This is a genomic window from Streptomyces boninensis (assembly GCF_048572725.1).
GTDB lineage: Bacteria > Actinomycetota > Actinomycetes > Streptomycetales > Streptomycetaceae > Streptomyces > Streptomyces boninensis.
This window is the reverse complement of record NZ_CP183837.1, coordinates 4,239,971-4,264,975: the sequence shown is the minus strand read 5'-3', so window position 1 is coordinate 4,264,975 and position 25,005 is coordinate 4,239,971. Positions and strand designations below refer to the sequence as shown.

Genomic DNA, 25,005 nt, shown 5'->3' with positions numbered 1-25,005 from the left:
GTCCGTCGGCCGATGGCCCGCCACGTCAACCCCCCGTTACATCCTCGACGCCCGTCACCCTCAAGCCCAGCGGCAACAGTAGCGGCCATCACCCACACGAGTGAAGGGAGGCGAGACGACGCCATGAATACGGAGCCCGGTTGACCCGCTCCACCTGCGCTGTGAAGATCCCATGCCCATGAGTGCTCTAGAGATGGCAGGGATCCTTGCGAAGGCGGCATTCGGCCCCTCCGCGGCCAAGCGCTATCCCAATCCGCTGACTGCCCACCAGCGTTGGATGGTCGCCCTGCCCGCGATCCTCACGGAGCGCTACCACGGCCCTTCACACACCACGCTGTATCCCCTGAAGCGCATCGATGCCACGGTCCAGCGGCTTCGCCTCGAGGAAAGCTGGGGTGTGACCGATGCGCAGACGCTTCATTCGACGCTGGACTGGCTTGCGACCGAGGGGCATCGCGGCGGCATGGTCCAGGTCCTCGGCCATTCGCCCGTAGCCTGGGACTTCGTCCGGTACGCCGATGTCGTACGGTCGGGGTTCGGCGCGGGCTATGTGGACGAGGGGCAGGCGTGGCACCTGCTCGGCCGGACGATCGCACCCGTATCTCAGGCTTACGAGTCCTGGGCCGACTTCGCCGCTGATTACCTGGCAGGCCGCCGGATATGGATGCAGGGCGTCGACCCGGACTTCGGCAGCGCTCATCAGGATCACACAGAGAAAACGGCCACCCGCCTCCTCGACTGGACGAACAGCGCCAGCCCTTGGCGCCAGGTGCCATGGCAGGCGATCAGGCACCCCGATCACTGGCTTGAGCCGAGGAACTGAAGATTTCTAGGTGAAGCGGAACGTCGACGTGATCGCGTCGAACATGTCGAAGAAGGAATCCGCCAGATCCAGCACCTGGCTGCTCCCCGACACGAGTGCCACCATCGAGTCCTGCTCCGGCACCGGAATGAACGTCTGCGTCAGCACGGCCCGTACCGTCCGCTCATCCCCTGGGATGGAGACGTCCTCGACCCCGTATGTCCGCGCCGCCGTCCCCACCTCCGGGATCTCGACCGTCGTGACCTTCCGCCAGGGGTCGCCCTCGCGGTCGGCCTCCCGTGGGCTGATCTGCTGTGCGATCAGCTGCGGGTTCGTGGGCAGGATCTCGCCATCGGCCGTGCGGGCCCCGATCACCGACACCGTCACCGAGCCGGTGACCGGCGCCTCCCCGCCGAAGGACTCCGCCATGCAGCCGCAGTACAGCGCGCCGGACTGCCAGGCGTCGCGGGCGGCCTTCTGCAGGAAGTCGGTGAAGGCGTCGCGGTGGTCGGCGAGCTCGGGGCGCTGCCTGATGCGTTCGTTTACGAGCTGCCGGATGTTGTCATTGCGGGTGGCGGGCCGGATGTCGAACTCCCACCAGGACTTCGGCACCTTGATGCGGAATCCGTTGCGGTCGATGGTCTGCGCTTCGCTTCTGCTGCTCACCCGTCTGTTCCCCTCCCATGGCCCCAATCCCATGGCTCGTATCCCACGGCCCGATCTTCTCCCCGGGATGGCCCACCTTACGGCCCCGGAGCGATGAAGGTGGTGCGGCTGTCGGTGCCTGCGCCTACCCTGGGTGTTCGCGTGACCGTCTGATGACTCTGCTGCGGGGGAGGTTCCTGGTGGGCGACGAAGAGCGGCTGGCGATTCCGCTCAGCGAACTCGAAGGATTTGGTGGCCGATTGCGGTCCATCAAGACGCGGATGAATCGCACCAAGAAGATGTTTGAGTCTTACGAGGACGATATGGGCGATGGCGGCGTCGTGGACAAAATGAACGACTTCGAGAGCAACTGGGAGGACGGTCGCGAAGACATCGACCAGCAGTTGTCCGGATTGGCGGATATGGCGGACACGGTGTACCGCGAAGCGGAGAAGGTCGACCTGGATCTCAAGAATGAGCTTGAGAAGGGGGCCAAGTAATCCAAGTAGCGGCATCCGCCGGCCTTGGCGAGAACTTTCCCGACGCCATCCGCAGGGATTAAGCTCGCCGGGTTGTCTATGTATGAGTTGGGGGGTGGCTGCTGATGCAGCCGCTGTTGCCTGAGGACCCGGAGGCCATAGGGCCGTATCGCCTCATTGCCCGCCTGGGGGCCGGTGGGATGGGGCGCGTATACCTCGCCCGGTCGGCGGGCGGTCGTACGGTCGCCGTGAAGGTGGTGCGTCCCGAACTCGCCGAGGACGGCGACTTCAGGGAGCGTTTCCGCCGCGAGGTGGAGGCGGCGCGTGCGGTCGCCGGAGAGTTCACGGCGCCGGTCGTGGATGCGGGCACCGATGCCGCGATCCCGTGGCTGGCCACCTCCTACGTCCTCGGCCCTTCGCTCAGCGACGTCATCGAGCAGCACGGCGCACTCCCGCCCGTCACCGTCCAGGCGCTCGGCGCCGGGCTCGCCGAGGCACTGTCCGTGATCCATGGCGTCGGCCTCATTCACCGGGACCTCAAGCCTTCCAACGTGCTCCTGGCCGCCGATGGCCCCCGAGTGATCGACTTCGGCATCGCCCGTGCCGCCGACGGCGACCACCTCACCAGCACCGGTGTCGTGGTCGGCTCGCCCGGGTTCATCCCGCCCGAGCAGGCGACGGGGCAGATGCCCGGCGCGCAGGGGGATGTGTTCTCCCTCGGCGTGGTGCTCGCTTACGCAGCGCTCGGCCGTCAGCCCTTCGGTGAGGGCACGGCGGCGGCGCTGCTCTACCAGGTCGTACACGAGGAGCCCGACCTCGGCGGGGTGGATCCGCAACTGCGCGGTCTGATCACGGCATTGCTGGCGAAGGACCCCGGGCAGCGGCCCCTGCCGGCGGCGATCTCCGCTCACCTGGCACCCCAGGGCCTGCCGAGCCTGCTGGCGTCATGGCTGCCGGGGCCGGTCGCCTCGACCATCGCACGGCATGCGGGGACAATCCTGGACACGGATGCGCCGCTGCGGCAGGGCGGGGCGCCGACCGGAACCGGCGCCGGTGCCGGTCCTGAAGCCACCATGACCACGGGCGGCGGGGCCTATACGCCCACCCAGGTCACGGCTCCCACGCCGGCGGCACCGCCCGCCGCCTCCCCCTCACCCTCCCGCCGCCGATTCCTGCTCATGGGTGCCGGGGCCGGTGTCCTTGCCGTCGGAGGTGGGGCGGCATGGGCCCTGTCCGGCGGTGGCGAGGAGGACAAGCCCGATCCGAAGAGCACGGATCAGGCGCCTGACCCGGCTGCGTTCAAGACGCCACCCGCAGGCACGGCACCGAAAATGCTGTGGCGTACCCCCGTTGGCAAGGTCAGCCCGAATTACTCCGTATCTCCGCAGATGATCGGCGGCCTGCTCGTCGTCATGGGCGAGCGGGTTTCGGCGTACGACCCGGTGACCGGGGACCGGACATGGCTCGCGAAGGACGAAGCCTCGCCGGATGCCCGGCTGGTGGCCAGTGGCGGCCTCATCTTTCTGAAGAGCACGGCGTACGACGGTGACTTCGTCGGCTTGGGCGCGAAAGGCGGCAAGGAGGCCTGGCGCAGCCGACTCGGCGCCAAGTACGCCAACCCCAGCCCCATCGCGGCAGACGACCGGCACGTCTATTTGCTGGCGGACGCGACCGGCTCCGGCGCTCCCCGCACCGGAGTCGCCGCCGTCGACATCAAATCCCGCCGGGTGCTGTGGCACGAGCCGCGGGACAAGGGCACCGGCCTCACCACTCTGGACGCGGTCGCCAACAGCCGCTATCTCGCGTACGCGGATGCCCCCGGCCCGGGCGATATGTACGACCTCACGGTCCGCTCGGCCACGTCGGGCCGCCAGGTGTGGACAAAGAAGGTGGACCGGAACGCCGGAGTGCCGGCCCTCGCCGGCGACACGCTCATCATCGGCGGCGACACGCTGCGCTGCTTCGCGCTGAAGTCCGGCAGAAAGCTCTGGGAAGTCCGCAGCAAGCAGGGAAACCCCTTCAACTCCCCGGTGACCGTGATCGACGGCGTCGTATACGCATCGGTGGCAAAGGAAGGCGTCTGGGCGGTGGACGCCCGCGGCGGCGACGTCCTGTGGCACAGCGACGAGACCGTCCAGAAGGTGACCCCGTCCCGCTTCGTCAAGGCGGGCGGCAATCTCTACGGAGCCACGCACTTCGACAACGGCGGCGTACACGCGCTCGACCCCAAGACGGGCCGCCTGCGCTGGACGTAGAACGACGGCGTACGCGACGACGGGGAGTGGTGGCTCGCGGCGGCGGGGCGGCGGGTCTTCGCTGCGCATACGGACAACGTGTACGGGCTGCCGGCGGTGTGACGGACCGCGGCCTCACCGGATCCAGCGCAGCGACCCGGCAATCGCACGGTAGAGCCGGGACAGTTCCGGCAGCGGTCCGGCCGCGGAGTCGAAGGTGAGGACCAGGCATCCGCCTACGCCATCGGGCATCGGCACGTAGACGTCGAGCCCGTCGGCCGACTCCACCGCCACCGCCGGGCCCGCGTCGAGCTGGACCGGCGCGGCCCGCTCGCCGTGCCGGGTGGCGAGGTCCGCGAGGAGCGCGTCGCGGGCCACCGCTTCCACGGGCGGCGGCAGGACGCTGACGATCAGCGAGGCGGCTACGGGAGCCTCGGGACCGAGGCCGGGCAGCAGATAGAACTCCAGCCCACCGCGCGCCACTCCGGCCTCGGCGGCGGCGCACAGGCTGCGCCACAGTCGCTGCCGTCGCTCGGCGTCGAGCCCGGACGTGTGGTGGTCGGTGAAGGTCTTGAGCTGCGGCCGCCAGCCGTCCCGTACCAGGTCGACGCGGAACCATTCGCGGGGGACGAGCAGCCCGTAGTCGGAGGGCGGGGCGGCGGGCTCAGGCATGCGCGGCAGGCGTGAGGTCCGCCATCCACACGGGTGCGCCGGATTCGTCGAAGACCCGGATGCTGCGGACCGTATCGGCGAATGACCGGGAGAAGGCCTCCCAGCCGGCCTCGGTCGGGGTGGACATCTCCATCATCAGCACGGAGTGGTTGGGCAGCGGCACGTGGACCTGGATGAAGGAGACGCCGATCGGGTCGCTCGCCGCGCCGTCGGTCAGGGCGTCGGGCTGCCTCGCTGCGCGGGAGCCGATATAGGCGACTGCCGGGCCGAAGGGGATGTCGATCTCGCGTATGTCGCCGTTGCCCAGCAGGCGGAGTGAGGCGGCGATGTCGCGCTGCGTGGGCGGGGCGTCATCATCGCCGTCCGGCGGGATCTCGGTGGCGTAGACGGTGGCGGCGGCCGGGGCGCCGTCGGCGTTGACCACGCACATGCCCGCGTAGCGGGCGCCGGCGGCCTCCAGGTCGTCGATGCTGAGTGCGCAGGCGACGGCTATGCGAACGCCCTCGTCGCCCTGGGCGTCCGGAAGCACTTCACGGGCCAGCTTCTCGAGGAGATCGAGCGACTCGTCTTCCGGGAGGCCGACCGGTATGTCGTGGAAGGCCTCGGGCATGACCCAGCGGACGTGAAGGTCCTGGGCGGCGAGGCCGATTGCGTCACTCATAGCTGCGGCCGGCCTCCGGCTTGCCCGGGGCTTCGGGGGCATCGGGATGGAAGGTGCGGGACGTGGCGTACAGGCCGTAATAGGGGTACATCCTGGGAATGTCGGCGCCGCCCTTCCGGGCAACCGCAACGATCTTTCGGTACGCGCGGGCACGGACGCGCGCGTTCACCCGCGTCCTGTCCTTGACTTCGCGCCGCATCGCCCAGACGAGGATGACCAGGCCGAGCACGGCGAGCACCGCGGGACCGGCGATAGCGGCGATCTGAAAGGACTTCGGCTTTTCCGCGGCCACCAGATCCCAGAACGCCCATCCGCCGATGCCCGCCACCGAAATGAGGAGACCGCTCAGGCAGCCCGCCGCATTGGAGCCCGCGTTCTGCTGATCGGCCTGGCGCTGTTCGAGCATCCACAACACGGAAGCGTCGTCGAGGAAGTTGAGCCGCAGCGCCCGGCTCGCCTCTTCGGCCTCCGCTCGTGCCGCGGGGACGGCGGCGATGACGGACGAGGGCACCAGGTCGTGTGACGAGCCCTCCTGGCCGAAGAAGGTATGGCTGGAGGTGGGGGGATTCTCGTTCATGAGGTTCCTCGGAACGGTCTACAGGGCGGATATGAAGGGGCCGGCGGCCGGCACATTGGGGGTGACCGACCGGATGATGTCCCGGGGGAGATTTCTGGGGTCGGGCCAGTCCTTGTTCTTGACGTCCTCGACGGCGTCCCCCACCTTCTCGGGTACGTCCCATCGGTCGCCCATCTTGTACGCGGCGCCCGCGAAGCCGGCTCCCTTGATGTAGCGCGTGATGATCTCGGGGTGGAATCCGGCCGCCGGGATGCGGGCCACCCCCAGCTTGTTGATCAGCTTGGCACCGAGGTTCACACCCTTGGTGGCCATGCCGTTTGTGAACATCCCCCAGGCGCCCTTGCCGGCGGCGGCGAAACGGGCCCCTTTGGCGGCGGCGGTCAGCCCTTTGAGCGCGCCAAAGCCGGGAATGATGCCGAGCACGTCCATGCCGAGCTTCAGCGCGTCGAACTTCGCGCCCCGGGCGAACATGTCGTACGAGTGGCCGGCCAGCGCGGTGGCGCTGGCGACCGCCGCGAGGACCACGAGCGCGCCGGCGAGAGCCCCACCGGTCAGGACCACAGCCGCCACCAGCGCCGCCACGGCCAGCGTGGCTCCGATCGCGGAGAACACATCCGCATGATCGGCGATCCAGTCCATGAAGCCGCCCGGATCCTTCACCTCATCGTGGTGCACGATGTTCTTGATGTGCCGGGATGCCTTCCGCCCGGCGTCATCGCGTATCTCCATCGCTTCCCGCAGCTTCTCGCGCGCGTCGTACATCGCCTGCGTCGCGTTCTGCTGCTTGCTGACCAGCTGGCCGCGCTCCGTCCGCTCCTTCTCCTTGAGCGGCCCCTCCTTGTCCTGGAAGGGCTCCAGCCCACGCGAGGCGGCCTTGTGCTCGGATTCGGCGGTACGGAAGTCCTCCAGCGCCTTGTCGGCCATCTTCTGCGCCCGGCTGAGCTCGCTGGCGTACGCATTGGAGGGGTCGGGGTCGGCGGTGGTGCCCAATGCCTTCGAGGCCTCGTCGTAACGGTCGTAGGCCTTGCGGAGGCGGCCGGCCGTCCCGTCGGCGATCTCGTGGAACTTGCGGCCGGCGTCGCTGTCCCATCCCTCCACCGAGGAGAGCGCCTTGATGTTCCGGGACTGATCGTCGATGGCCTCGGCCATCTTGCGCAGCTTGCGGCCGAGTTCGGCGACGTCCTCCGGGTCTCCGGGCACCGGGTCACCGTCGTGCAGGGGCTCCCAGTTCTGCGGGCGGCGGGGCACTGCTAGCCCTCCTTGGCTGCTTTGCGCAGCGCGTTGGCGAGTTTGGTGTCGACCCGGTCGTAGCCGTCAGCCGCCTTCTCGGTGAACTTGGCCAGCTCCTCCAGCTCGTCGACCAGCTTCCCGCGGGTCTTCTTCCACGTGTCATTGAAGTCATCGAAGGCGTCGCGGAGACCTTCGTATCCGAGGTCGCTCATGTACCCGTCGGCCGGGTTGCCGTGGTCCTTGAACTGGCGGTGGATCCGGTACAGGGCACGGGAGCAGGCCCGTATGACTTTGAGATCAGCCTTGATCCCGTCGCCCATGGTTCCCCTTCAGGCAGGTTGTGGTGCGAGGTTGACGTTGCGCAACCGACGTTAGTTGCAGTCCCACTGGTTCCTCCAGCCCCTCCCGTCGCCTCCACACTGCTCACACACGCCGCTCTCCATGCCGGGTATCCAGCCAGTGCACAGGCGCGTATCCGACGGTGAGCAGGAACTGGCAGGTGAGCTGCACAGTTCCGCGAGGGGGCGGCGGAGGTCAGGAGGGCGTAGCGGGCCAGGGCCCGCTGTCCGTCAGCGTCCGCCCCGCGGTGGCCACTGCACGCCCGCCTCCGCAAGCCGCGCGGCGTGTGTCGTGGCCCGGCGGCGGCTGATGGTGAGGCCGAGCAGGTACAGGGCAAAGAAGACGAGCCAGATGGCGCCGGCGATCAGCGTTCCCGTGGCCGGGAAACCGGCGATCGCGAGGATCACGACCGCCGCGACGAGGAGCAGCACGATGTTCGGCAGCACCCGCCGGTTGTACCGGGCGCAGCCGTCGAGAACCATCTGCGAGTAGAAGAGGCCGACCTCGGCCCGGACCTCCGGAAGGGGGTCGAGGCCGCCGCCCTGCCGCATGCCGGGAAGCGGGCCACCGTGCAGGATCCCTGGATACTCCGCCATCGCCGCCGCCGCCCGCTCAGGTGCGTCCGCGGTACGGCGGAAGGTGAAGTACGGATTGTTGGTGGCGCCGGTGCCTGGGGTGTGGCCCGCGTAGCGGTAGCCGAGCTGATCGGCTACGTACGCGAAGGAGGCGAACTTCCGGCGGGAGAGGGCGTACGGCCGCACCGTGTACTCGGCCATCCCCTGGCGGCCGGCCTCCATGAGCCCGTTCAGCATGCGGCCCAGGTCCACTGCGCGTCCCCCCCTGTCGCCCTTGTCCCCCGTGTCATCCCGGCGCGACACCGGTAGCCCGCTGCGGTCCGTCCTCACTTCTGTAACGGTTCCGCACGCCACCTTCGTCCGCACATGTGATCGGTAGAGTGCAGACATCTGATGGCAGAGCACGATACGGCCGATTCGCGGCGGCTGTCGGGGAGGCGCGAAGTGGGATACGAATCAGGTTTTCCTCACCTTGGCTTCAACCCGGCTCCCGGTGATCTTACGGAGCTCCAGGCGCTGGTGGCCGCGGTCGGCAAGGTGACGGGCGAAGGGCAGTCCGCGCACACGGAAGTGACGAAGATCGGCCAGTCCGACGGCATCTGGGTAGGCAAGGCGGCGAACAAGTTCAGCGAGTCCGTCGTCGAGATCCCGCCCTACCTCAAGAAGGCTCTGGGATCGCTCGACCAGGCGCACCGTGCCCTGTCCTCGTGGCAGACCAGCCTGGCTGACTTCCAGCGCCGGGCGCGACGGCTTGAGGAGGAGGCGGCCCAGGCGGCGAGCAAGGTCAGCAGCGCCCAGGGTGCCGTGGACGGGCTGCCCACCAAGACCACGGACATGTCGGACAAGGAAAAGGACGACCACGAGAAGGACAAGAAGGCGAAGAACGCCGCGCTGACATCGGCCAACGGTGAGCTTGAGGGAGTGCGCAGCCGGGCGCACAGCCTGCACGGCGAGTTCAATACCGAGGCGAACGATGCCGCCCGCCGCATCAAGGAGGCCAGCGATGACGCGCCGCCCAAGCCCAACTGGTTCGAGTCGGCGCTCAACGATCTCGGAAAGATACTTGAGAACGCATTCAAGTCCATAACTGACCCCGAATTTTGGAAAGCTATCGGCGATTTCCTCGCGGACGCGGCGATGGTCATCGGTATCCTCGCAATGCTGGGTGTGCCCGGTCTGGGATGGATCGGTCTCGCGGTGGCGGCGGGCGCGTTGCTGGCGCATACCGGGGCCATGCTGGGGGGTGCGGAGGGGGTTACCTGGCAGACGCTAGCCTGGGATGCCGCCGGGCTCTTCGCCGGCGCCCGTGCCCTGAAGGGCATGCGCCTCGCGGGTAAGGGTAAGGGCGTGCTCGGTGCAGGAAATTACGTCAAATCGCTCGGGCAGGCCAACGTCAAAGCGGGCCGAATGCTGCAGAGCACAAGGGGTTTCAAGGCGCAATTGTCGGCTTTCTCGAAGAACCCGCTCAAATGGAAGCAGAGCTTCAAGAATCTCGGTGCGGGCGCGCGCAATTCACTCGACGCTTTCAAGGAAATGCGCACGGGATACCGGCAGATTGCGCGGGGAGACCGCTTGATCAATCAGGGAAACAACATGATCTCGCGCGGCACCCTGGCCGACAAGCGCTGGACGCGAGGAGGCGTGGCCCTGGCCGGCGGTTCGAACCTCAACTCCGGGCGGTGGCTGAACACCGACTTCAGCGTGGCCGAGGACGCACCCTTCGTCAGCAGCGGCAACAAGATCTGGGACTTCGTGGATCCCGACCGCGACTTCAGCAAGCCGGTCGCCTCTTCGGGCAGCACCTTCAATGGCGGACTGCAGGCACCCGCAAGCGGAGCCACGGCATGACCGCGGACCCGGTGGCGCAGCAGCCCGGCGAGCGACTCGAGGATGTGGCGTACGCGTTCCGCTACAGCCTCCCCGAGGAGTTCCTGGCCATCCCCGACCCGACGAGGGAGGCGGACTGGACGAGTGCGGCGGCTGAGCTCATGCCGGAGGCGAGTGCGGAGGAACACGAGCGCTATGCCCGGCAGATGATCGCCGCTCTCCCGACGCTGTTCGACCTGGAGGAGACGCTGACCGATGTCGCGTTGTGCCTCGGGTACGAGGACGGGGACGACGGTTACCAGATCTCCATGGGACTCCTCGTCGTGGCCGCCCGCCGCAGCGAGCACACCGACCCGCTGATTGCGGCCGAGGGCGTGTATCGGGCCAAGGAGAAGACCTTCTTCGCCGACGACCCCAGGATGGAGACCATCGACTTCGAGCGGGCCAAGGGCCGCCAGGGCACGCGGGACACCCTGCTCGCCGCCAAGCTGCCCTGCGGTCCCGGCGTCATGTCGGCGTCGGTGCGTACGATCAGCAGGACGGACCTGGAGGCGATCGCGGCGGGCGCGGGGGACGACATGGCGGGCAGCCCCGCGATGGTGCCGGAGCAGGTCCCCATGGCCACGCTGCAGTTGATCATCCCGGCGCCGCGTGACTACTTCGTGTACGTGACGATCACGACGCCCACCGTTGCCCTTCTCGACTCGTACACGGGCCGGCTGTCGTACATCGCCAGGACGTTCTCCTTCGACGTGCCGGAGGCCGACGCCGCGGAGTAGGCGGTGCTGGGGCTGGTCGCCGGGGAATGGTCAGCGCGCCCCGGGCCTGTCGATATCGGCCGGAGGCGGCCACTCGATGCCCTCGCGCTCCAGCAGGCGCCGGTACGAGGCGTGCCGCAGCCGCATGAACGCCTTCGAGCAGGCCATCAGGGCGGTCAGCACGAGTGCGATGCCACCGCCGATGAGCAGGCCGGTGGTGTGGAATTCGCCGTTCACCAGGATCATGACGAGGATCACGGCCGGGATGACGAACAGCCAGCCCCGCATCCGCTCCCATCCCAGCACGCCGAAGTAGTCCACCTTGATGCGGGCGTGCAACAGTCGTACCTCCCGCCGGGCATGCGGCTTGGTGATTAGCGGTGCCCGCCAGGGGAACATGCCCGGCAGCCGGCCGCCGCTGTGGGCGCGCGGAAACGCGCGCTCCGTCCGCGCAGTGCGCTCCGCCGCATCGGGCAGGCGATAGAAAACGTGCTGCGGCGGCTGGTGGTCCCGCGGATAGTCGGGGTCGAGACCGCCGTAGCGATACCCGTATTGCTCTGCGATATAGGCCAGCTTGGCGAACAGCCAGATCGATGGCCAGGGGAGCTGAGTGCTGTACCTGCCCTGTTGTTCGCCTTCCGCGAGCAGCTTCCACAGCTGTCGCCTGAGCCTCATAACGCCTCCGGGGTCACCAGCACAATCAACTGGTCAACCCTACTTCTTGCTGGACTTCTCGAGTTCGTCGCGCAGCTTCTGATCCAGCTTGTCGAACTCCTCCGCGGCCTTCTTGGAGAACTTCGAAACGCCCTTGGTCATTTTTGACAGCTGCCCGAACCCGTAGTCCCAGGAGCCCGCGAAGTCGTCGCAGGCGGAACGCAGACCATCGTGTCCGATTTGACCGGCCTCTGCGCGTGCCAGCCCTTTCGAGGCGTTCTTCATCCTGCCGCCGCTGGTCTCAAGCGTCCGAGACATCTCGCTGACCTCGTCGAACGCGAATCTCAGGAAGGACATGCAGGTAAATGTAGCGCCTGGGGCGCGGGGTGGAGAAGGGGCAGCAGCCAAGGGCCCAGGACGGCGCCGAGTCGATAGCGGCCGGCTGCCCTGGGCCCTACAGTGCATGCGATTACTTGCCGAGCTCCTGGTCCAGTTGCTCGAACGAGTCCGCAGCGGTCTCCAGGTACTTGGCCAGACCGTCGAGGCCCTCATTGGTCTTGGACATGCCCTGCTTGAACTCGGTGAAGTCCTCGCCGAACTTCTTCGAGGCCTTGCGGGTGACGAAGCCCTTCTCGAGAAGGCCGTCGATGTAGGTCTTCAGATCGTTGAGCTTGTCTTCGATCTTCTCCTTCTCGCGGTTCATCTTCTTCGCCGCGGCCCGCATGTCCTCATATGTCACATCGAGGTCTTTTGACACGGTTCACTTCCCTCCGTTAAGGCCGCGAGGTCTCCCCCTCCCGGCAACCGGGCTGCACTGACCCCTCCTGGCCCGCGCAGCACATCACACTAGTCACTCAGTTTCACGGCTGTGCATCAGTTCAGCCACACCGGGTGTTACTGCCCCCAGCTGCCCCGGATGCTCGTAATCAGCCTCACCTGCCCCATGTCGCCCCCGGACGATATCGTCACACCGCAGTGAGGTAATCCGAGGAGGATGTCCGTGCGTTTGAACCTGACCGTCGTCGATCCCTACGCGGGCACCAGCACCGACCTCGTTCTCGATGCCGACGCCGAGTCGCGCATCGATGACGTGGCCAGGGAGTTGGCGGGCCGCGCCGGTGGCGGCATGGGTGGCCAGGTGATCTCCCTTCCCGGACAAAACAGTCGAAACGGGCAAGGCGCCCAGGGCGGCAATGCGGGCCCAGCGCTCTATGTGGACGGCTATTACGTCGACCCGGCCCACACCGTCACCACCTCCCCGCTGCGCGACGGCGCCGTGGTGAGCCTGCACGATCCGGCCGGCTCGCTGCCCGGCGAGCTCTCCGGCCTCGCCGAGGTGCGCGTCGCCGGCGGGCCCGGCGCGGGTGCGGTGCACCGGCTCGGCATCGGGCGTTACGACATCGGCAGCGGCGCCGCCTGCCAGCTCCGTATCGACGACCCCGAGCTCCCGGACCGCGCCGCGACCCTGACGGTCAACGCCGACGGCACCTGCAAGGTGGTCGTGCACGGCGGCGAGCAGACCAAGAAGACCGCGCGCATCGACGGCATGCTTCTCGAAAGCGACGAACTGCCCATCGGCGCCCAGCTCGCCATCGGCAACACCCTGATCGAAGTGACGCGCTACACACCCCCGGACGCGGCGCTGAAGTGGTCCGACGACGGTGCCGGTCTCGACTACAACCGCCCGCCGCGGCTGCGTCCGCCGGAGCGGCAGACGAAGTTCCGGCTGCCGCAGCCGCCGAAGGAGTACGAGGCCCGGCCGCTGCCCTGGCTGATGGCGCTGTCGCCGCTGGTGATGGCGATCACGATGGCCATGGTGATGGGGCGCTGGTACTACCTGATCATGGCCATCTTCAGCCCCATCATGCTGATCGGCAACTACTACTGGGACAAGAAGCACGGCCGCAAGTCCCACGCGAAACAGGTCAAGGAGTACAACGAGCACAAGGCCCGGATCGAGCGGGATGCAGAGCAGGCGCTCGTCCTGGAGCGCCTCGACGCCCGCCACAGCCACCCCGACCCCGGCACCGTCCTCGCCGTCGGCACGGGCCCGCGCACCCGTCTGTGGGAGCGCCGCCGCAGCGACGCCGACCACCTGCTGCTGCGTCTCGGCACCGGCCGCCTGCCGTCCGCCGTCGTGCTCGACGACCCCGAGATGGACGAGCACCGCCGCCAGGTCGCCTGGCACATCGCGGACACCCCGGTCGCGCTGAACCTGGCCAAGCTCGGAATCATGGGCATCGCCGGCCCCGGCGACAGCCCGCGCAGCGTCGCCCGCTGGGCGGTGGCTCAGGCAGCCACCCTGCACAGCCCGCTGGACGTGCAGTTCTACGTACTCACCGAAGCCACCGGCGAAGCCAGCTGGCAGTGGGTCCGCTGGCTGCCGCACTCCCGGCCCTCGGGGGCGCACGACACCAACGTCCTCATCGGCAACGACGCCGAGACTGTCGGCGCCCGCGTCGGCGAGCTCACCCAGATCCTCGACGCCCGCCAGCAGGCGGCGAAGGAGAACCGCGGCGTCGAGGGCTTCTCCGACCCCGACATCGTCGTCGTCTGGGACGGCTCGCGGCGGCTGCGCTCCATGCCGGGCGTGGTGCGTCTGCTCCAGGAGGGCCCTGCCGTGTCCATGTACGCGCTGTGCCTGGACGCCGAGGAGCGGTTCCTGCCCGGTGAGTGCAAGGGCATCGTGATCGCGGAGCCCCGTAACTCCGAACATGCCGCGCACGAGATGGACCCGTCCGACACGGGCAAGCCGGACTGGACCCCGCCGGACAGCGACGAGGACACCTCCCGGCGCGGCCGCAAGCGTCGGCAGCGTGAGGCGGCTGCCGCGGCTGCCGCGCAGGCCGCCGCCGCCCCGGCCCCGGCTGCGCGAACGTCCGCCGGAGTGCTGCCGTCGCTCGGCGGCTGGGGTGCCCCGGCCGGCGGCCCGATGGCCGCGCACCAGGTCGTCGACGAGTCCGCGCTACGGCTTCGGGTGCAGCAGGAGGACCAGGCGAAGATCATGGGCGTACGCCCCGACTTCGTCTCGCCCGCCTGGTGCGCCCGCGTCGCCCGCTCCCTGTCTCCGCTGCGCGACATCAGCGGCGAGGCCGAGGACAGCGCCCTGCCCGGCGCCAGCCGGCTGCTCGACGTCATCGACATGGAGCCGCCGACCGCCGGCGCCATCGCCGCCCGCTGGCAGGTCGGCGGCCAGTCCACGGTCGCGGTGATCGGTGAGTCGTACGACGGGCCCTTCGGCATCGACATCCGCAAGGACGGACCGCACGGCCTCATCGCGGGTACCACCGGCTCCGGTAAGTCCGAGCTCCTGCAGACGATCGTCGCCGCACTCGCGGCGGCGAACACGCCGGAGAACATGACGTTCGTCCTCGTCGACTACAAGGGCGGCTCGGCCTTCAAGGACTGTGTCCACCTGCCCCACACCGTCGGCATGGTCACCGACCTCGATGCGCACCTGGTGGAGCGCGCGCTCGAGTCCCTCGGCGCCGAGCTGCACCGCCGCGAGCACATCCTGGCCGCCGCCGACGCCAAGGACATCGAGGACTACCAGGACCTGGTTCGCCGTAACCCGGCGGAGCACCAGCCGGTTCCGCGCCTGCTGCTGGTGATCGACGAGTTCGCGTCCATGGTGCGCGACCTGCCCGACTTCGTTACGGGCCTGGTCAACATCGCGCAGCGAGGCCGTTCGCTGGGCATCCACCTGATGCTGGCGACACAGCGCCCGAGTGGTGTGGTGTCGCCGGAGATCCGCGCGAACACCAACCTGCGGATCGCGCTCCGCGTGACGGACGGCGGCGAATCGAGCGACGTCATCGACTCGCCCGAGGCCGGCAACATCTCCAAGAACACCCCCGGTCGCGCGTATGTCCGCACCGGCGCCTCGTCCCTGATCCCCTTCCAGTCCGGCCGCGTCGGCGGCCGCCGCCCAGGCACCGCGGACCCGGCGACCGCCGCCCCGTGGACCGGCGTCCTCGACTGGGCGGACCTCGGCCGCGCGGCACTGGTCCGCCCGAAGGGCGAGGCGCAGGAGGAAGAGGAGATCACCGACCTGAAGGTTTTCGTCGACGCGGTCCGCGAGGCGAACGGCCGGCTGGGCATCCCGCAGCAGCACAGCCCGTGGCTGCCGGCGCTGGCGGAGCAGGTGCTGCTGGACGAGGTCCAGGCCGAGATCGGCGCGGCGCAGGGCTCGCTGCCCCTCGCCCCGTACGGCATCGAGGACCTGCCCGCCCAGCAGGCCCGCCGCCCCGCGGCGATCGACTTCGCCACCTTCGGTCACCTCCTCATCGCCGGCGCGCCGCGCAGCGGCCGCTCGCAGGTGCTGCGCACGATCGCGGGCTCGCTGGCCCGTACGCACTCGTCGGCCGATGTGCACCTCTACGGCATCGACTGCGGCAACGGCGCGCTGAACGCTCTGACGAAGCTGCCGCACTGCGGCGCGGTGGTGGGCCGCAACCAGACCGAGCGCGCCGTCCGCCTGATCAGCCGCCTGTCGGCGGAGACCACCCGCCGCCAGGAGCTGCTGGCGGAGGACGGCTACGCGGACATCGGCGAGCAGCGTGCAGTTGCCACCGAGGACCAGCGGCTGCCGCACATCGTGGTGCTGCTCGACCGCTGGGAGGGCTGGATGCCCACCCTGGGCGAGATCGACCACGGCGAGCTGACCGATCAGCTGCTCACGCTGATGCGCGAGGGCGCGAGCGTCGGCATCCACATGGTGATCACGGGCGACCGGCAGCTGCTGACGGGCCGCATCAGCTCGCTTACGGAGGACAAGTTCGCCCTGCGGCTCTCGGACCGTACGGACTTCTCGATGATCGGGCTGAACGCCCGCAAGGTCCCGGAGGAGATCCCGGCCGGCCGGGCCTTCCGTAACGAGACAGGCCGGGAGACGCAGTTCGCGCTGCTGAGCGAGGACGCGACGGGCCAGGGCCAGAACGCCGCGCTGGTGGCGATCGGTGAGGCGGCGGCCGCGCGGGACGCGGCGGTGCCGCGGACGCGCCGCCCCTTCCGGGTGGACTCGCTGCCGAGCCGCATCGCCTTCGGCCAGGCGTGGGAGCACCGCGACCCGGAGACCTCGGCGTCTGCGCTGTGGGGCCTGGTCGGCGTCGGCGGCGACGAACTGACCGCCTTCGGCCCGGACTTGGCTCAGGGCGTCCCGGGCTTCGTGGTGGCGGGCCCGGCGAAGTCCGGCCGTTCCACCGTACTGATGAACCTGGCCCGCTCGTATCTCGGCCGCGGCGTCCGCCTGGTGATCGCCGCCCCGCGCATGTCCCCCCTCCGAGACCTGGAGGGCCAGGACGGCGTGCTCCAGGTCTTCACCGGCAGCGACATCGAGGAAGACGAATTGACGGAGGCGGTGGAGTCGTCTTCGCTGACGGAGCCCATCGTCATCCTGATCGACGACGGCGAAATGCTCGAAGACTGCGAAGCAGAAGACGAATTCAAAAAGATCATGCAAACCGGCGCCGAACGCGGCCTCGCCATCGTCATCGCCGGCGACGAGGACGACGTCTGCTCCGGCTTCAGCGGCTGGCAGGTAGACATCAAAAAGTCCAAGCGCGGCATCCTCCTCTCCCCCCAAGACACCTCCGCGGGTGAACTGATCGGCGTCCGCTTGTCCCGCGGCTCGGTGGGTGGTTCGGTAACCCCGGGCAAGGGCCTCCTGCACCTGGGAAGCGGGGAGGCGTTTACTGTGACGGTGCCGGTGGGGTAGTAAGGGCTGCCCCGGCAAGAAGGCAGAACAAAACGTAGCGGCAAGAGGTGACGCATGGGGGACAAGGAGCGGCTTCGGGCCGACTACGAACTGCTTGGGACCTCGAAGTCCAATCTCAATGACATCAAGAAGGTCCTTGAGGGGATGGAGAAGCACCGCGACGACATCGACAATATTTGGGGTGCCGACAGTATCGCGGGTAAAATGAGTGAATTCGTGAACAACTGGGACAATTACCGACGTGAGTTGCTGGAGAATGTGAACGACCTCGGAGGCAGGGTCGAGAGTGCCTTGAAAGGCTTTCAGAAAGTAGATCTCGACCTCAAGAACAAGTCCGAGGGGAAGTGACCTGATGGCAGCCGGAAAGGGCCGCAAGCGCCCCGTTGACTGGCATCCTCTCGCCGAGAAGGACCCCGTCCCAGGGGATCCGGAAGACATCCGGACCGAGGTCGGCAAGATGAAGGACATGGCCAAGAACCTTCGCGACCAGGCCGCCATCCTCAGGAAGGTCGCGAACGGCGAGGCGCTGGAGGGCAAGTACGCGGACAAGATCCGCGAGAAGTCCGACGACCTGGAGAAACACTTCCGCGAGACGGCTGCCCGCTACGAGCGGGTAGTGGGTGACCTCGGCAAGTGGGCAAACGAACTAGAGGACATTCAGGAGGATGCCGACGGGATCCTCAAGGCAGCGAAGAAGGCCGACGAGGAACACACGGCCAAAGAGGCCAAAAAAGGCGTGTCACTGGCCCCCTACTATCATCCGCCCTACGCGCCGGACGATCATTTGGCGTCATACCGCAAGCGCCTGTACGGCGTCGTCTCCCACCGAGACACAAGAGCACAACACTATGCCGACAACATCGGTGATGACATCAGCGATATCATCAAGGACAGTGGGTGGGAGAACTTCAAGGACTGGGTGCATGAGAACGCGGACTGGATCAAAACCGTCGTTGAGGTTCTGAGTTGGGCAGCGACGATCGTCGGGATTCTCGCCCTCATTTTTACGCCGGTCGGTTGGCTGGCTACTGCCATGGCGGTGTTCGCCATTACTGCCACGGCGCTGGTTGGGGTCGGGCACACCATGCTGGCTCTCTCCGGCGACGGGAACTGGACGGATGTCGCCATGGACGTCTTCGCGCTGGCGACGTTTGGGCTCGGCAAAATTGCTATGCAGGGCGTCAAGACCGCGCATGCGTCGCTGAAGCTGGTCAGCAGGGCAGGCCGGTTCGAGCGGTATACGAATCTGCGCAAGCTGATCAACAGAAACATCATGCGCTACGGGGCCGCTTCGGATCGCGGTCAGAAAGCCCTGCGAGCGCAACAATCGCTGCGTCGGCTCGGTTCAGGGGAAGTTCGACCTGTCGCGTCCCGACTGGAGCGCGTTCTTGGCGGTGACGGCGAAGTAGCCAGTGCGAGCAAGTTCGCCAAACGGATGCGGGCAGAGTTCAGCGGGAATGCTGATGTGGTGAGGGCGGCCGACGAGTCACTGAAGAAGGTAGCCAAGTTCCGGGTGAACTATGGGGCGGCGACCGGGGTCGACGCGTTGGACAAGTTCGGAGAAAAGATGGTCGGAGAGCCTTATGGGGACGTCAAGGATGTTCTAACCCGTGAAGTCGGGAGTCGCTGGTGACGACCCGCATATTCATCATTTACAAGGTCAGTGCCGTGGATTCTAGCCGAGAAGGTAGGGAGTGAGGGATTGTGGGCTTCTATTTGGGGAGTAATGTCGACGAAGCCAGGGCCGTGAAGTATCTTTCCGTGTTTGCTGTCGCGCCGATCCTCATCCTCGCCTTTCAGGATCTAGGTAGTAAGTACGGAAATATGGACTGGCTTACGCGCGGTTACGCGGCATGGCCGACTATGATTGCACCACTCGGCATGCTGGTCGTTTTCATTGTGCATCGAGAGCTAATTCGTAGACGAAGGGGTGACCACTTCGCTCAGACCCTTAAGATGTGTGCCATCGGGTACGCTTTGTTTAACCTAATTACCATCGCCTATAGCTGGCTGGCGGCGATCTCTGTTATTGCCTGTGCAGCGATCCTCGTGGCCTGCCAGCGCATGCAGAAACAGAGCTCCGCATGATTGAATCCGAGCTCGAGCAGGAACTAGCGCCTGCTGGCGGTCCAGCTCCGCACGGCTATGAACTCATCCTGCCTCCCGGCTGGGTCCGCATCCCCCTGCGCGCCGGCACAAAGGAGGCGCTCGAGAAGATCCTCTTCTCCCACATGGACCAGGTCCCGGACGGCATCCCCAGGGACGATGCGATGCGCTTCCGGTTGGACGTGCGCCGCCAGATCGAGAAGCAGACCCGTGCGGCCAGGCGCAATGGCGGCCTTGACCTCTATCTCCCGGTGCGCCCGCGTGGCGGGATCTTCCTCATGGCCTCTTTCATTGTCGCTGAGTTGCCGGTCGGTCAGGTCGTGGACCGCCCCGCTCCTCCGGAGGCAGTAATCGCGGAACTGGCCAACGAGGACGTCCCTGAGGGAACAGCGGCGAAGGTCGAAGTGGCTGGGAAATCTGCACTCCGGCGCTCCTATAAGACCGCTTCTATCCCGGATAAGCTGCATTCAGCACCGGAGTCCGTACAGCAAACCGCTCTGCCTGCCCGTCGAGTCGAGTACGTGATCCCTGTAGTTGACGATCCCAGTCGCTGGATCAGTATCAACTTTTCCACGCCTGGGAATGGCGATCTCGAGAGCGAGTTCACCGACGTACTGGTTGAGTTGTTCGACGCCGTGGTCGGAACGTTCAAATGGAGTTATGAATGAGCTGGCTCAACGTCAAGCACGCCATGCGTCTGTCCCCCTGGATCCGAATCCCACTCATGTGGCCCGAACCAGGCCTTGAAGACGTTGCGGAAGCGCAAACACCAGAGGCATGGGCACGCTACTTTGCTGCAGGTATCTGGGAGGATTTCAAGTCGGAGAAGCCGCAACCTGGAGAAGTCGACTTGCTCACCGACATGCTGGTGATGTATGCCAATAGAGCACCTTCCGCCTTTCCGGGTTTTGAGGTCTTTCTGCACATCCAGCACCCGCGGGAGATTCCACTGCCCGCGTACGTCGACTTGGTCGAAATCGAGGAGGGCGAGGACCGGGAGACGGCTCTTCGCGCTCTAACCCACGCGAACGCGGAGTATGCCATCGAGCCCCCCATCGTGGAGGAATTCCAGTCCCCGCACCTGGGATCCGGCTTGCGGGTGCTGCGTTACTACCAGGACCCGGACGAGGGCAGCAACGAGGTACACGTAGGGCTCCGTTATGCCTGGCGCTACGAGAAGGGCACGGAAGCCGCAGATGTCCTGGTAATTCTGGCAGACCCCGACGCCAGCCGAATCCTTCGCGCTCTCGATGACATCGACGAGTTCGCCCGGACGATCCGCATCAGTCCGGACTCGGAGTTGGATGGGTGACGCGCGGATATGTAGTCCGCGGCAGCGTCCAAGGCGGCTGCTTCCTCCTTGTCCGAAGGCATCTGCCAGACGAAGACCGTCTGGCTTGGTCCTCGCGCCGTCGATCTTCTTGCCTTTGGTGCCGACGTCGTCGCTGTCGCCTACGCCGCAGATTCAGATCGTGACTGGGATGTGAAACTGACCCGCCTGTACCTGGCGTTAGGCGGATTCTGGGTCTCCTGCTCCTTCTGGGTGGATTGACTCTGCAGCAACTGCTGTCGCTGAAACGGGTGGTAGTCGGCCTGGGGGTTGTTGCTGCGTGGCTTGGCTTGGCCTGCGATGTTCAGCCCTGTCGGCATATTCGGATGGCCGGCTCGGTATCCGCGTAATCGGGAAGTGCGAATCTGACCGTCGAGTGAACGATTCGCCTACCGGGGAACTGGCTGAAGAGCAGCCTGGTTGGCGTCGCGAGATCCGCGTGGGCGTGGTGCGGGGAGGGGCGTCGCGGCGGGTCCGGGATTCCCTGGCCTGCCTACGCGGCTGGGTCCGAGACGGACCGCCTACCGCTGAGTCCGGAGCGGTTCGGCGGCCCCTCTGCCGCCAGGCTCGCCGCGCTCGGAGGCCGGGTGCCGAGCGAGACCGCCTTCCAGTCCAGCGGCGCGCTCGCCCCCGTTACACTCCTCACACCCCCCTGTGACCTACCCGTACCGCCCCGTCACCTGGCTGACCTCGACCCTCACCGTCCCTTTAGGTAACGTCAGTGGTTGCTTGTTACGGGGTGCGGGGAAAGGGTCTGAGGAAGCGGTATGGCGCGTTCAGCGGCGAACAGGACTCCGGTGCCGGTCAGGATTCGGCGGCGGACTTTTGGGGACTTTGTGCGGGCGTTTTTCGCCTTTGTCGCGCTTGTCCTCCTTGTGGTCGGGGTGCCCGGCGCGCTCGCCTATTTTGTTGGGTGGCCGCTGCCGCATGAAGTGCCCTCCCTCGACCTGCTGACTCAAGACGTGACCAGCGATGTTTTCGTCAATGTGCTGGCTGTCGTCGTCTGGTTTGCGTGGGCGCAGTTCGCTGCCTGTGTGCTTGTTGAGGCGAAGGCTGCCGCTTCCGGGGTCGGTATGCCCGGGCGGGTGCCCGGGGCCGGGGCCAGTCAGGCGCTTGCTCGGCAGCTTGTTGCCGCTGTGCTGCTTCTCACCGCCACTGCCGCCAGCTTCGCGCCCGGGCTCAGCCAGCTCGGGCAGCAGCTCGAGCAGAATCAGCGGCAGCCCGCCGCCACCGCCCAGCAGACGCCCGGTGGGGCCCATGAGGCGCGGCCTGCCGTGGATATCACCACTCCCGATGGCGATCAGTCCGGGCCGCAGGTCAAGGAGCCGGGGCAGAAGGAGCAGGGGCAGCGGGATACGAAGTTCTATCGGATTCAGCCGCCCGAAGGGCGTCATCACGACTCGCTCTGGGAGATTGCCGAGCGGCATCTTGATGATGGCCGTCGGTACAAGGAGATCTACCAGCTCAATAAGGAGCGCATCCAGCCTGATGGCTCCAAGCTCAGTCAGGCCAGCCTCATCCGGCCCGGCTGGATCATGGAGATGCCCGCCGACGCGCACGGCGGTGAGCTCGTCCAGCTGCCCGACGAGAAGGTCGAGGTGCCGGAGCGGATCGTCGAGCAGCTCCAGAAGTACGACGAAAGCAGCCCGAATCACGATGAGCACGCCACCTCCGGCGAAGGGCAGCGCCTCGCGCCGCCCGGGGATGAAAAGACCGGTCCTGCCGTCGACCGCGGCGGCTCCAAGGGCATCGATGCCCAGCAGGTCCCGAACGCCGACCGCGCCGATCGCTCCGAAGCCGAAGCCGAAACAGAAGCCGAAGCGTCCGAGTCCGGCGACAACGCCATCGGCCTCCCCGAAGCCCTCATCGGCGCCCCCCTCCTCGCCGCCGGGCTCCTCGCCCTGCTCGGGAAGCGCCGGCGGCAGGCGCTGCTGCAGACCGTCTTCGGCCGCCGCGGTACGAGCCCCGAGCCCAACGGCTCCGCCGCGCTCGCCCGCGACGCGTTGCTCGTCGGCGCCGACCGGGGCGGCGTGCGCTTCCTCGATCGTGCGCTGCGCGGGCTCTCCAAGTCGCTCAGCGAGGCGTCTCGCCCTCTGCCGGTGATCTACGCCGCGTGGTTCACCGAGCGGCAGCTCTTCCTGCAGCTCGCCGGGGCCGCCGGCGAGCCGCCGGCCCCGTGGCGTACCGACCAGGACGACACCTTCTGGTGCATCGACCGGGCCGACGCCGAGGCGTACGACATCGGCGAGGGCGATGATGCGCCTGCGGCCCCCTACCCCGGCCTCGTCTCGCTCGGCACCCGCGAGGACGCGCGGCTGCTGCTGAATCTCGAGTCCGTGCCCGGCATCGGCTCCCTCAAGGGCACGGAAGAGGACCGCGTCGCCGTGCTCTCCGCCATCGCCGCGGAGCTCGGCACCAGCGGGTGGTCGGACCGCATGACCGTGACGCTGGTGGGCTTCGGCGAGCGGCTCGTGTCGCTCGCGCCGGACCGGATGCGGCACCTCGACGGCATCCCGGCGCTCGTCGAGACCATGGAGACCGAGACCCGGGCCCGTACCGGAGCGCTCGGCGCCGCCGGGCACGACAGCGTGCTCACCGGCCGCGCCGGGCGGGCCGGCGACTCGCAGTGGGCGCCGCACCTGGTGCTGCTCGCTGACGAGCCCAGCAGCGAGGACGCCGAGAAGCTCGCCCAGCTGGCCTCCGGCGCCACCCGGCTCGGCATCGGCTATCTCATCGGTACGGGGCAGGGCGACCTGCGCGGCGCCTCGTGGGAGTTCGAGATCAGTGCGGACGGGACGCTGTCTGCCCCGCTGCTCGGGCTCGAGCTCAAGGCGCAGCAGATTCCGGCGGCCCAGCACGACGCGCTGGTGCAGCTCTTCGCCGGCGTGGACGCGAGCGCCGAGGGGGAGGGCGCCGAGGCCACCCCCGACCCCGGCTTCCTCGTCGACCTCTCCGAGAGCGGGCGGCCCGCCGTGTTCGCGCGGCTCATGGGCACGTACGAGATCAGCGGGCTCCCGGAGCCGGATGCCGAGCGCGGGCCGATCATGTGCGAGGCGCTCGCCGTGCTGCTGCTGCACCGGGAGGGTGTGCACCCACAGGTGCTCGCTGCGGCGCTGTGGCCGCGCGGGGTCACCGAGGACGTACGGGATGCGCTCATCGAGCGGCTCGAGACCTGGCTCGGCAGCGACCCGAGCGGCAGTAAGCGGCTGCGGCGCGACCAGGAAGGGCGGCTGCGCCTCGCCGAGTCGGTGGTCTGCGACTTCGATGTGCTGCGGACGCTGCACCACCAGGCGCTGGAGTCCGGGCGCGCCAACAGCCCGGCGGTCAAGGAGCGGCTGCTCGCCGACGCGCTCGCGCTGGTCGAGGGGCCGATGCTGCCGACGCGGACGCAGGGGCGGTACGGGTGGCTGTCGAACGAGATCGTCGAGGCGCAGCTGCCGCTGCTCACCGCCGACATCGGGATGGCGCTGTCCGAGCTGCGGCGCGAGGGCGGACGCCCGGCCGACGCCGCCGCCGCGGTGCAGGCCGCGCTGGTGACCGCGCCCGCGGACGAGCGGCTGTGGCTGGAACTGCTGCGCGCGGTGCACGCCACCGGCGACGAGGAGCGGCTGCGGGCGACCGCGGCGGAGCTCCTCGACCGGTCCGCCGCGCTGCACGGCGCGCGCGGGCTGCCGTCGCGTACGGAGGCGCTGCTCGACGAGCTGCTGCCGACTTGGCGGGCGGGCGCGCGGGCCGTAGCGAACTAGTCGCGAACCAGCCGCGGCAGCCAGCCGCCACCCGCCACCCCTGCCGCCGGATGCATGACATGTGCTGTGCCGATCGAGGGAACTAACGCGATCTCAGGCAGCACACATCCGGTCATTAAGGAAGATAGTCATACGAAACGGACGAGGTGACGTGCCTCGCCGTCGGATACGACTGTCAAGGGGCAAGCAGTGCTGAAGAGAACAAAGACGACGGCAGCCGTGGCCGCCGGCGCGATCGCGTTCGGCGCCCTCGCCGTCTCGCCCGCCATGGCCGCTTCCAGCGTCGCGCCGCAGGGGATGAAGACCTGGAACGATGAGGCGCGGGGCGTGGTGACCGGCTACAACGGCATCGCCGTGCGTGCCAGGCCGACCATGAACTCGGAGAAGATCGGGCGCTACGGGCGCAGCCACATCGCCAACATCGTCTGCAAGTGCGCCGGCCAGGACGTCGCGGGCAACGGCATCTGGTTCAAGGTCAGGAAGCACGACGACCCGAGCCGGCACGGCTGGATCTCGGCCCGTTACGTGAAGAACGTCGACTACGTGCCCTGGTGCGACGACCACCGCGGGGGCGGGGACGGCACCTGGGGCTACTGATCCGCAAAGCCCCCCACGCGTCGCGGCCGCGCCCTGTCAGGGGCGCGGCCTGGCGTC

General features: G+C 67.7%; 24 protein-coding genes. 14 read left to right on the top strand and 10 right to left on the bottom strand.

The window, feature by feature from the left end; genetic code table 11:
* The first annotated feature begins 178 nt into the window (after positions 1 to 178).
* Entirely contained in the window at positions 179 to 823 is a 645-nt protein-coding gene (locus ACNNMR_RS19270) for a DUF1266 domain-containing protein (RefSeq protein WP_419995875.1), read from the top strand.
* A gap of 6 nt (positions 824 to 829) precedes the next feature.
* Here the strand turns inward: ACNNMR_RS19270 and ACNNMR_RS19265 are convergent, their stop codons facing one another.
* Positions 830 to 1,468 (bottom strand): hypothetical protein, encoded by a 639-nt coding sequence (locus ACNNMR_RS19265; protein ID WP_419995874.1) that lies wholly within the window; start codon positions 1,466 to 1,468, stop codon positions 830 to 832.
* Positions 1,469 to 1,647: 179 nt separating this feature from the next.
* Between ACNNMR_RS19265 and ACNNMR_RS19260 the strand changes: the two genes are divergently transcribed.
* Together ACNNMR_RS19260 and ACNNMR_RS19255 are read left to right on the top strand one after the other, a co-directional pair.
* Entirely contained in the window at positions 1,648 to 1,947 is a 300-nt protein-coding gene (locus ACNNMR_RS19260) for a hypothetical protein (protein ID WP_419995873.1), read from the top strand.
* A 104-nt stretch (positions 1,948 to 2,051) separates the two neighbouring features.
* Positions 2,052 to 4,181 carry a serine/threonine-protein kinase gene (locus tag ACNNMR_RS19255; RefSeq protein ID WP_419995872.1) on the top strand — a complete coding sequence of 710 codons (2,130 nt, stop codon included), beginning with the start codon at positions 2,052 to 2,054 and terminating at the stop codon, positions 4,179 to 4,181.
* Between the two features lie 114 nt (positions 4,182 to 4,295).
* Here ACNNMR_RS19255 and ACNNMR_RS19250 read toward each other — a convergent pair whose 3' ends face one another.
* The 6 genes from ACNNMR_RS19250 to ACNNMR_RS19225 form a co-directional block, all read right to left on the bottom strand.
* Positions 4,296 to 4,832 (bottom strand): hypothetical protein, encoded by a 537-nt coding sequence (locus ACNNMR_RS19250; RefSeq protein WP_419995871.1) that lies wholly within the window; start codon positions 4,830 to 4,832, stop codon positions 4,296 to 4,298.
* A complete protein-coding gene (locus ACNNMR_RS19245) occupies positions 4,825 to 5,493 on the bottom strand; it encodes a hypothetical protein (protein WP_419995870.1) in 669 nt (222 codons plus the stop codon). Before ACNNMR_RS19245 ends, ACNNMR_RS19250 begins: the two co-directional genes overlap by 8 nt.
* Positions 5,486 to 6,070 carry a hypothetical protein gene (locus ACNNMR_RS19240; protein ID WP_419995869.1) on the bottom strand — a complete coding sequence of 195 codons (585 nt, stop codon included), beginning with the start codon at positions 6,068 to 6,070 and terminating at the stop codon, positions 5,486 to 5,488. The genes ACNNMR_RS19245 and ACNNMR_RS19240 overlap by 8 nt, the downstream gene beginning before the upstream one ends.
* A gap of 18 nt (positions 6,071 to 6,088) precedes the next feature.
* Positions 6,089 to 7,318, bottom strand: coding sequence for a putative T7SS-secreted protein (locus ACNNMR_RS19235; protein WP_419995868.1), 1,230 nt, complete (start codon positions 7,316 to 7,318; stop codon positions 6,089 to 6,091).
* A 2-nt stretch (positions 7,319 to 7,320) separates the two neighbouring features.
* The gene (locus ACNNMR_RS19230) at positions 7,321 to 7,620 is read right to left on the bottom strand and encodes a WXG100 family type VII secretion target (protein WP_419995867.1); all 300 of its coding nucleotides are present in this window, start codon (positions 7,618 to 7,620) and stop codon (positions 7,321 to 7,323) included.
* A gap of 249 nt (positions 7,621 to 7,869) precedes the next feature.
* Positions 7,870 to 8,451 carry a hypothetical protein gene (locus ACNNMR_RS19225; protein WP_419995866.1) on the bottom strand — a complete coding sequence of 194 codons (582 nt, stop codon included), beginning with the start codon at positions 8,449 to 8,451 and terminating at the stop codon, positions 7,870 to 7,872.
* Between the two features lie 156 nt (positions 8,452 to 8,607).
* Between ACNNMR_RS19225 and ACNNMR_RS19220 the strand changes: the two genes are divergently transcribed.
* Together ACNNMR_RS19220 and ACNNMR_RS19215 are read left to right on the top strand one after the other, a co-directional pair.
* Positions 8,608 to 10,062: a hypothetical protein gene (locus ACNNMR_RS19220; protein ID WP_419995865.1), complete on the top strand. Its 1,455-nt coding sequence runs from the start codon at positions 8,608 to 8,610 to the stop codon at positions 10,060 to 10,062.
* Entirely contained in the window at positions 10,059 to 10,820 is a 762-nt protein-coding gene (locus ACNNMR_RS19215) for a hypothetical protein (protein WP_419995864.1), read from the top strand. Before ACNNMR_RS19220 ends, ACNNMR_RS19215 begins: the two co-directional genes overlap by 4 nt.
* Before the next feature lie 30 nt (positions 10,821 to 10,850).
* Here ACNNMR_RS19215 and ACNNMR_RS19210 read toward each other — a convergent pair whose 3' ends face one another.
* From ACNNMR_RS19210 to ACNNMR_RS19200, 3 genes are all read right to left on the bottom strand, one after another.
* The gene (locus ACNNMR_RS19210; RefSeq protein WP_419995863.1) at positions 10,851 to 11,474 is read right to left on the bottom strand and encodes a hypothetical protein; all 624 of its coding nucleotides are present in this window, start codon (positions 11,472 to 11,474) and stop codon (positions 10,851 to 10,853) included.
* Between the two features lie 39 nt (positions 11,475 to 11,513).
* Entirely contained in the window at positions 11,514 to 11,810 is a 297-nt protein-coding gene (locus ACNNMR_RS19205) for a hypothetical protein (protein WP_419995862.1), read from the bottom strand.
* A 112-nt stretch (positions 11,811 to 11,922) separates the two neighbouring features.
* On the bottom strand, positions 11,923 to 12,210 hold the full coding sequence (locus ACNNMR_RS19200; RefSeq protein ID WP_419995861.1) for a WXG100 family type VII secretion target: 288 nt from the start codon (positions 12,208 to 12,210) through the stop codon (positions 11,923 to 11,925).
* Between the two features lie 243 nt (positions 12,211 to 12,453).
* Here ACNNMR_RS19200 and ACNNMR_RS19195 point away from each other — a divergent pair, with 243 nt between their 5' ends.
* The 9 genes from ACNNMR_RS19195 to ACNNMR_RS19155 all read left to right on the top strand — a co-directional run bounded on the left by ACNNMR_RS19195 (position 12,454) and on the right by ACNNMR_RS19155 (position 24,948).
* Entirely contained in the window at positions 12,454 to 17,169 is a 4,716-nt protein-coding gene (locus ACNNMR_RS19195; RefSeq protein ID WP_419995860.1) for an FtsK/SpoIIIE domain-containing protein, read from the top strand.
* Between the two features lie 54 nt (positions 17,170 to 17,223).
* Positions 17,224 to 17,517, top strand: a complete 294-nt coding sequence (locus tag ACNNMR_RS19190) for a hypothetical protein (protein WP_419995859.1) — start codon at positions 17,224 to 17,226, stop codon at positions 17,515 to 17,517.
* A 4-nt stretch (positions 17,518 to 17,521) separates the two neighbouring features.
* Complete coding sequence (locus ACNNMR_RS19185; RefSeq protein ID WP_419995858.1) at positions 17,522 to 18,802, top strand: putative T7SS-secreted protein; 1,281 nt, start codon at positions 17,522 to 17,524, stop codon at positions 18,800 to 18,802.
* 71 nt (positions 18,803 to 18,873) lie between these two features.
* Positions 18,874 to 19,257, top strand: a complete 384-nt coding sequence (locus tag ACNNMR_RS19180) for a hypothetical protein (RefSeq protein ID WP_419995857.1) — start codon at positions 18,874 to 18,876, stop codon at positions 19,255 to 19,257.
* The gene (locus tag ACNNMR_RS19175; protein WP_419995856.1) at positions 19,254 to 19,943 is read left to right on the top strand and encodes a hypothetical protein; all 690 of its coding nucleotides are present in this window, start codon (positions 19,254 to 19,256) and stop codon (positions 19,941 to 19,943) included. Before ACNNMR_RS19180 ends, ACNNMR_RS19175 begins: the two co-directional genes overlap by 4 nt.
* Positions 19,940 to 20,587 (top strand): hypothetical protein, encoded by a 648-nt coding sequence (locus ACNNMR_RS19170; RefSeq protein ID WP_419995855.1) that lies wholly within the window; start codon positions 19,940 to 19,942, stop codon positions 20,585 to 20,587. Before ACNNMR_RS19175 ends, ACNNMR_RS19170 begins: the two co-directional genes overlap by 4 nt.
* A 48-nt stretch (positions 20,588 to 20,635) precedes the next feature.
* Entirely contained in the window at positions 20,636 to 20,827 is a 192-nt protein-coding gene (locus ACNNMR_RS19165; RefSeq protein ID WP_419995854.1) for a hypothetical protein, read from the top strand.
* Positions 20,828 to 21,372: 545 nt separating this feature from the next.
* Positions 21,373 to 24,351: a BTAD domain-containing putative transcriptional regulator gene (locus ACNNMR_RS19160; RefSeq protein WP_419995853.1), complete on the top strand. Its 2,979-nt coding sequence runs from the start codon at positions 21,373 to 21,375 to the stop codon at positions 24,349 to 24,351.
* A gap of 189 nt (positions 24,352 to 24,540) precedes the next feature.
* On the top strand, positions 24,541 to 24,948 hold the full coding sequence (locus ACNNMR_RS19155; protein WP_419995852.1) for an SH3 domain-containing protein: 408 nt from the start codon (positions 24,541 to 24,543) through the stop codon (positions 24,946 to 24,948).
* Positions 24,949 to 25,005: the final 57 nt, after the last annotated feature.

Coding starts and splice junctions, on each gene's coding strand:
- ACNNMR_RS19160 (WP_419995853.1), top strand. CDS start 21,373: ATGGCGCGTTCAGCGGCGAACAGGACTCCGGTGCCGGTCAGGATTCGG.
- ACNNMR_RS19215 (WP_419995864.1), top strand. CDS start 10,059: ATGACCGCGGACCCGGTGGCGCAGCAGCCCGGCGAGCGACTCGAGGAT.
- ACNNMR_RS19245 (WP_419995870.1), bottom strand. CDS start 5,493: ATGAGTGACGCAATCGGCCTCGCCGCCCAGGACCTTCACGTCCGCTGG.
- ACNNMR_RS19270 (WP_419995875.1), top strand. CDS start 179: ATGAGTGCTCTAGAGATGGCAGGGATCCTTGCGAAGGCGGCATTCGGC.
- ACNNMR_RS19250 (WP_419995871.1), bottom strand. CDS start 4,832: ATGCCTGAGCCCGCCGCCCCGCCCTCCGACTACGGGCTGCTCGTCCCC.
- ACNNMR_RS19225 (WP_419995866.1), bottom strand. CDS start 8,451: ATGCTGAACGGGCTCATGGAGGCCGGCCGCCAGGGGATGGCCGAGTAC.
- ACNNMR_RS19255 (WP_419995872.1), top strand. CDS start 2,052: ATGCAGCCGCTGTTGCCTGAGGACCCGGAGGCCATAGGGCCGTATCGC.
- ACNNMR_RS19240 (WP_419995869.1), bottom strand. CDS start 6,070: ATGAACGAGAATCCCCCCACCTCCAGCCATACCTTCTTCGGCCAGGAG.
- ACNNMR_RS19185 (WP_419995858.1), top strand. CDS start 17,522: ATGGCAGCCGGAAAGGGCCGCAAGCGCCCCGTTGACTGGCATCCTCTC.
- ACNNMR_RS19170 (WP_419995855.1), top strand. CDS start 19,940: ATGAGCTGGCTCAACGTCAAGCACGCCATGCGTCTGTCCCCCTGGATC.
- ACNNMR_RS19230 (WP_419995867.1), bottom strand. CDS start 7,620: ATGGGCGACGGGATCAAGGCTGATCTCAAAGTCATACGGGCCTGCTCC.
- ACNNMR_RS19220 (WP_419995865.1), top strand. CDS start 8,608: ATGGCAGAGCACGATACGGCCGATTCGCGGCGGCTGTCGGGGAGGCGC.
- ACNNMR_RS19210 (WP_419995863.1), bottom strand. CDS start 11,474: ATGAGGCTCAGGCGACAGCTGTGGAAGCTGCTCGCGGAAGGCGAACAA.
- ACNNMR_RS19205 (WP_419995862.1), bottom strand. CDS start 11,810: ATGTCCTTCCTGAGATTCGCGTTCGACGAGGTCAGCGAGATGTCTCGG.
- ACNNMR_RS19190 (WP_419995859.1), top strand. CDS start 17,224: ATGGGGGACAAGGAGCGGCTTCGGGCCGACTACGAACTGCTTGGGACC.
- ACNNMR_RS19175 (WP_419995856.1), top strand. CDS start 19,254: ATGATTGAATCCGAGCTCGAGCAGGAACTAGCGCCTGCTGGCGGTCCA.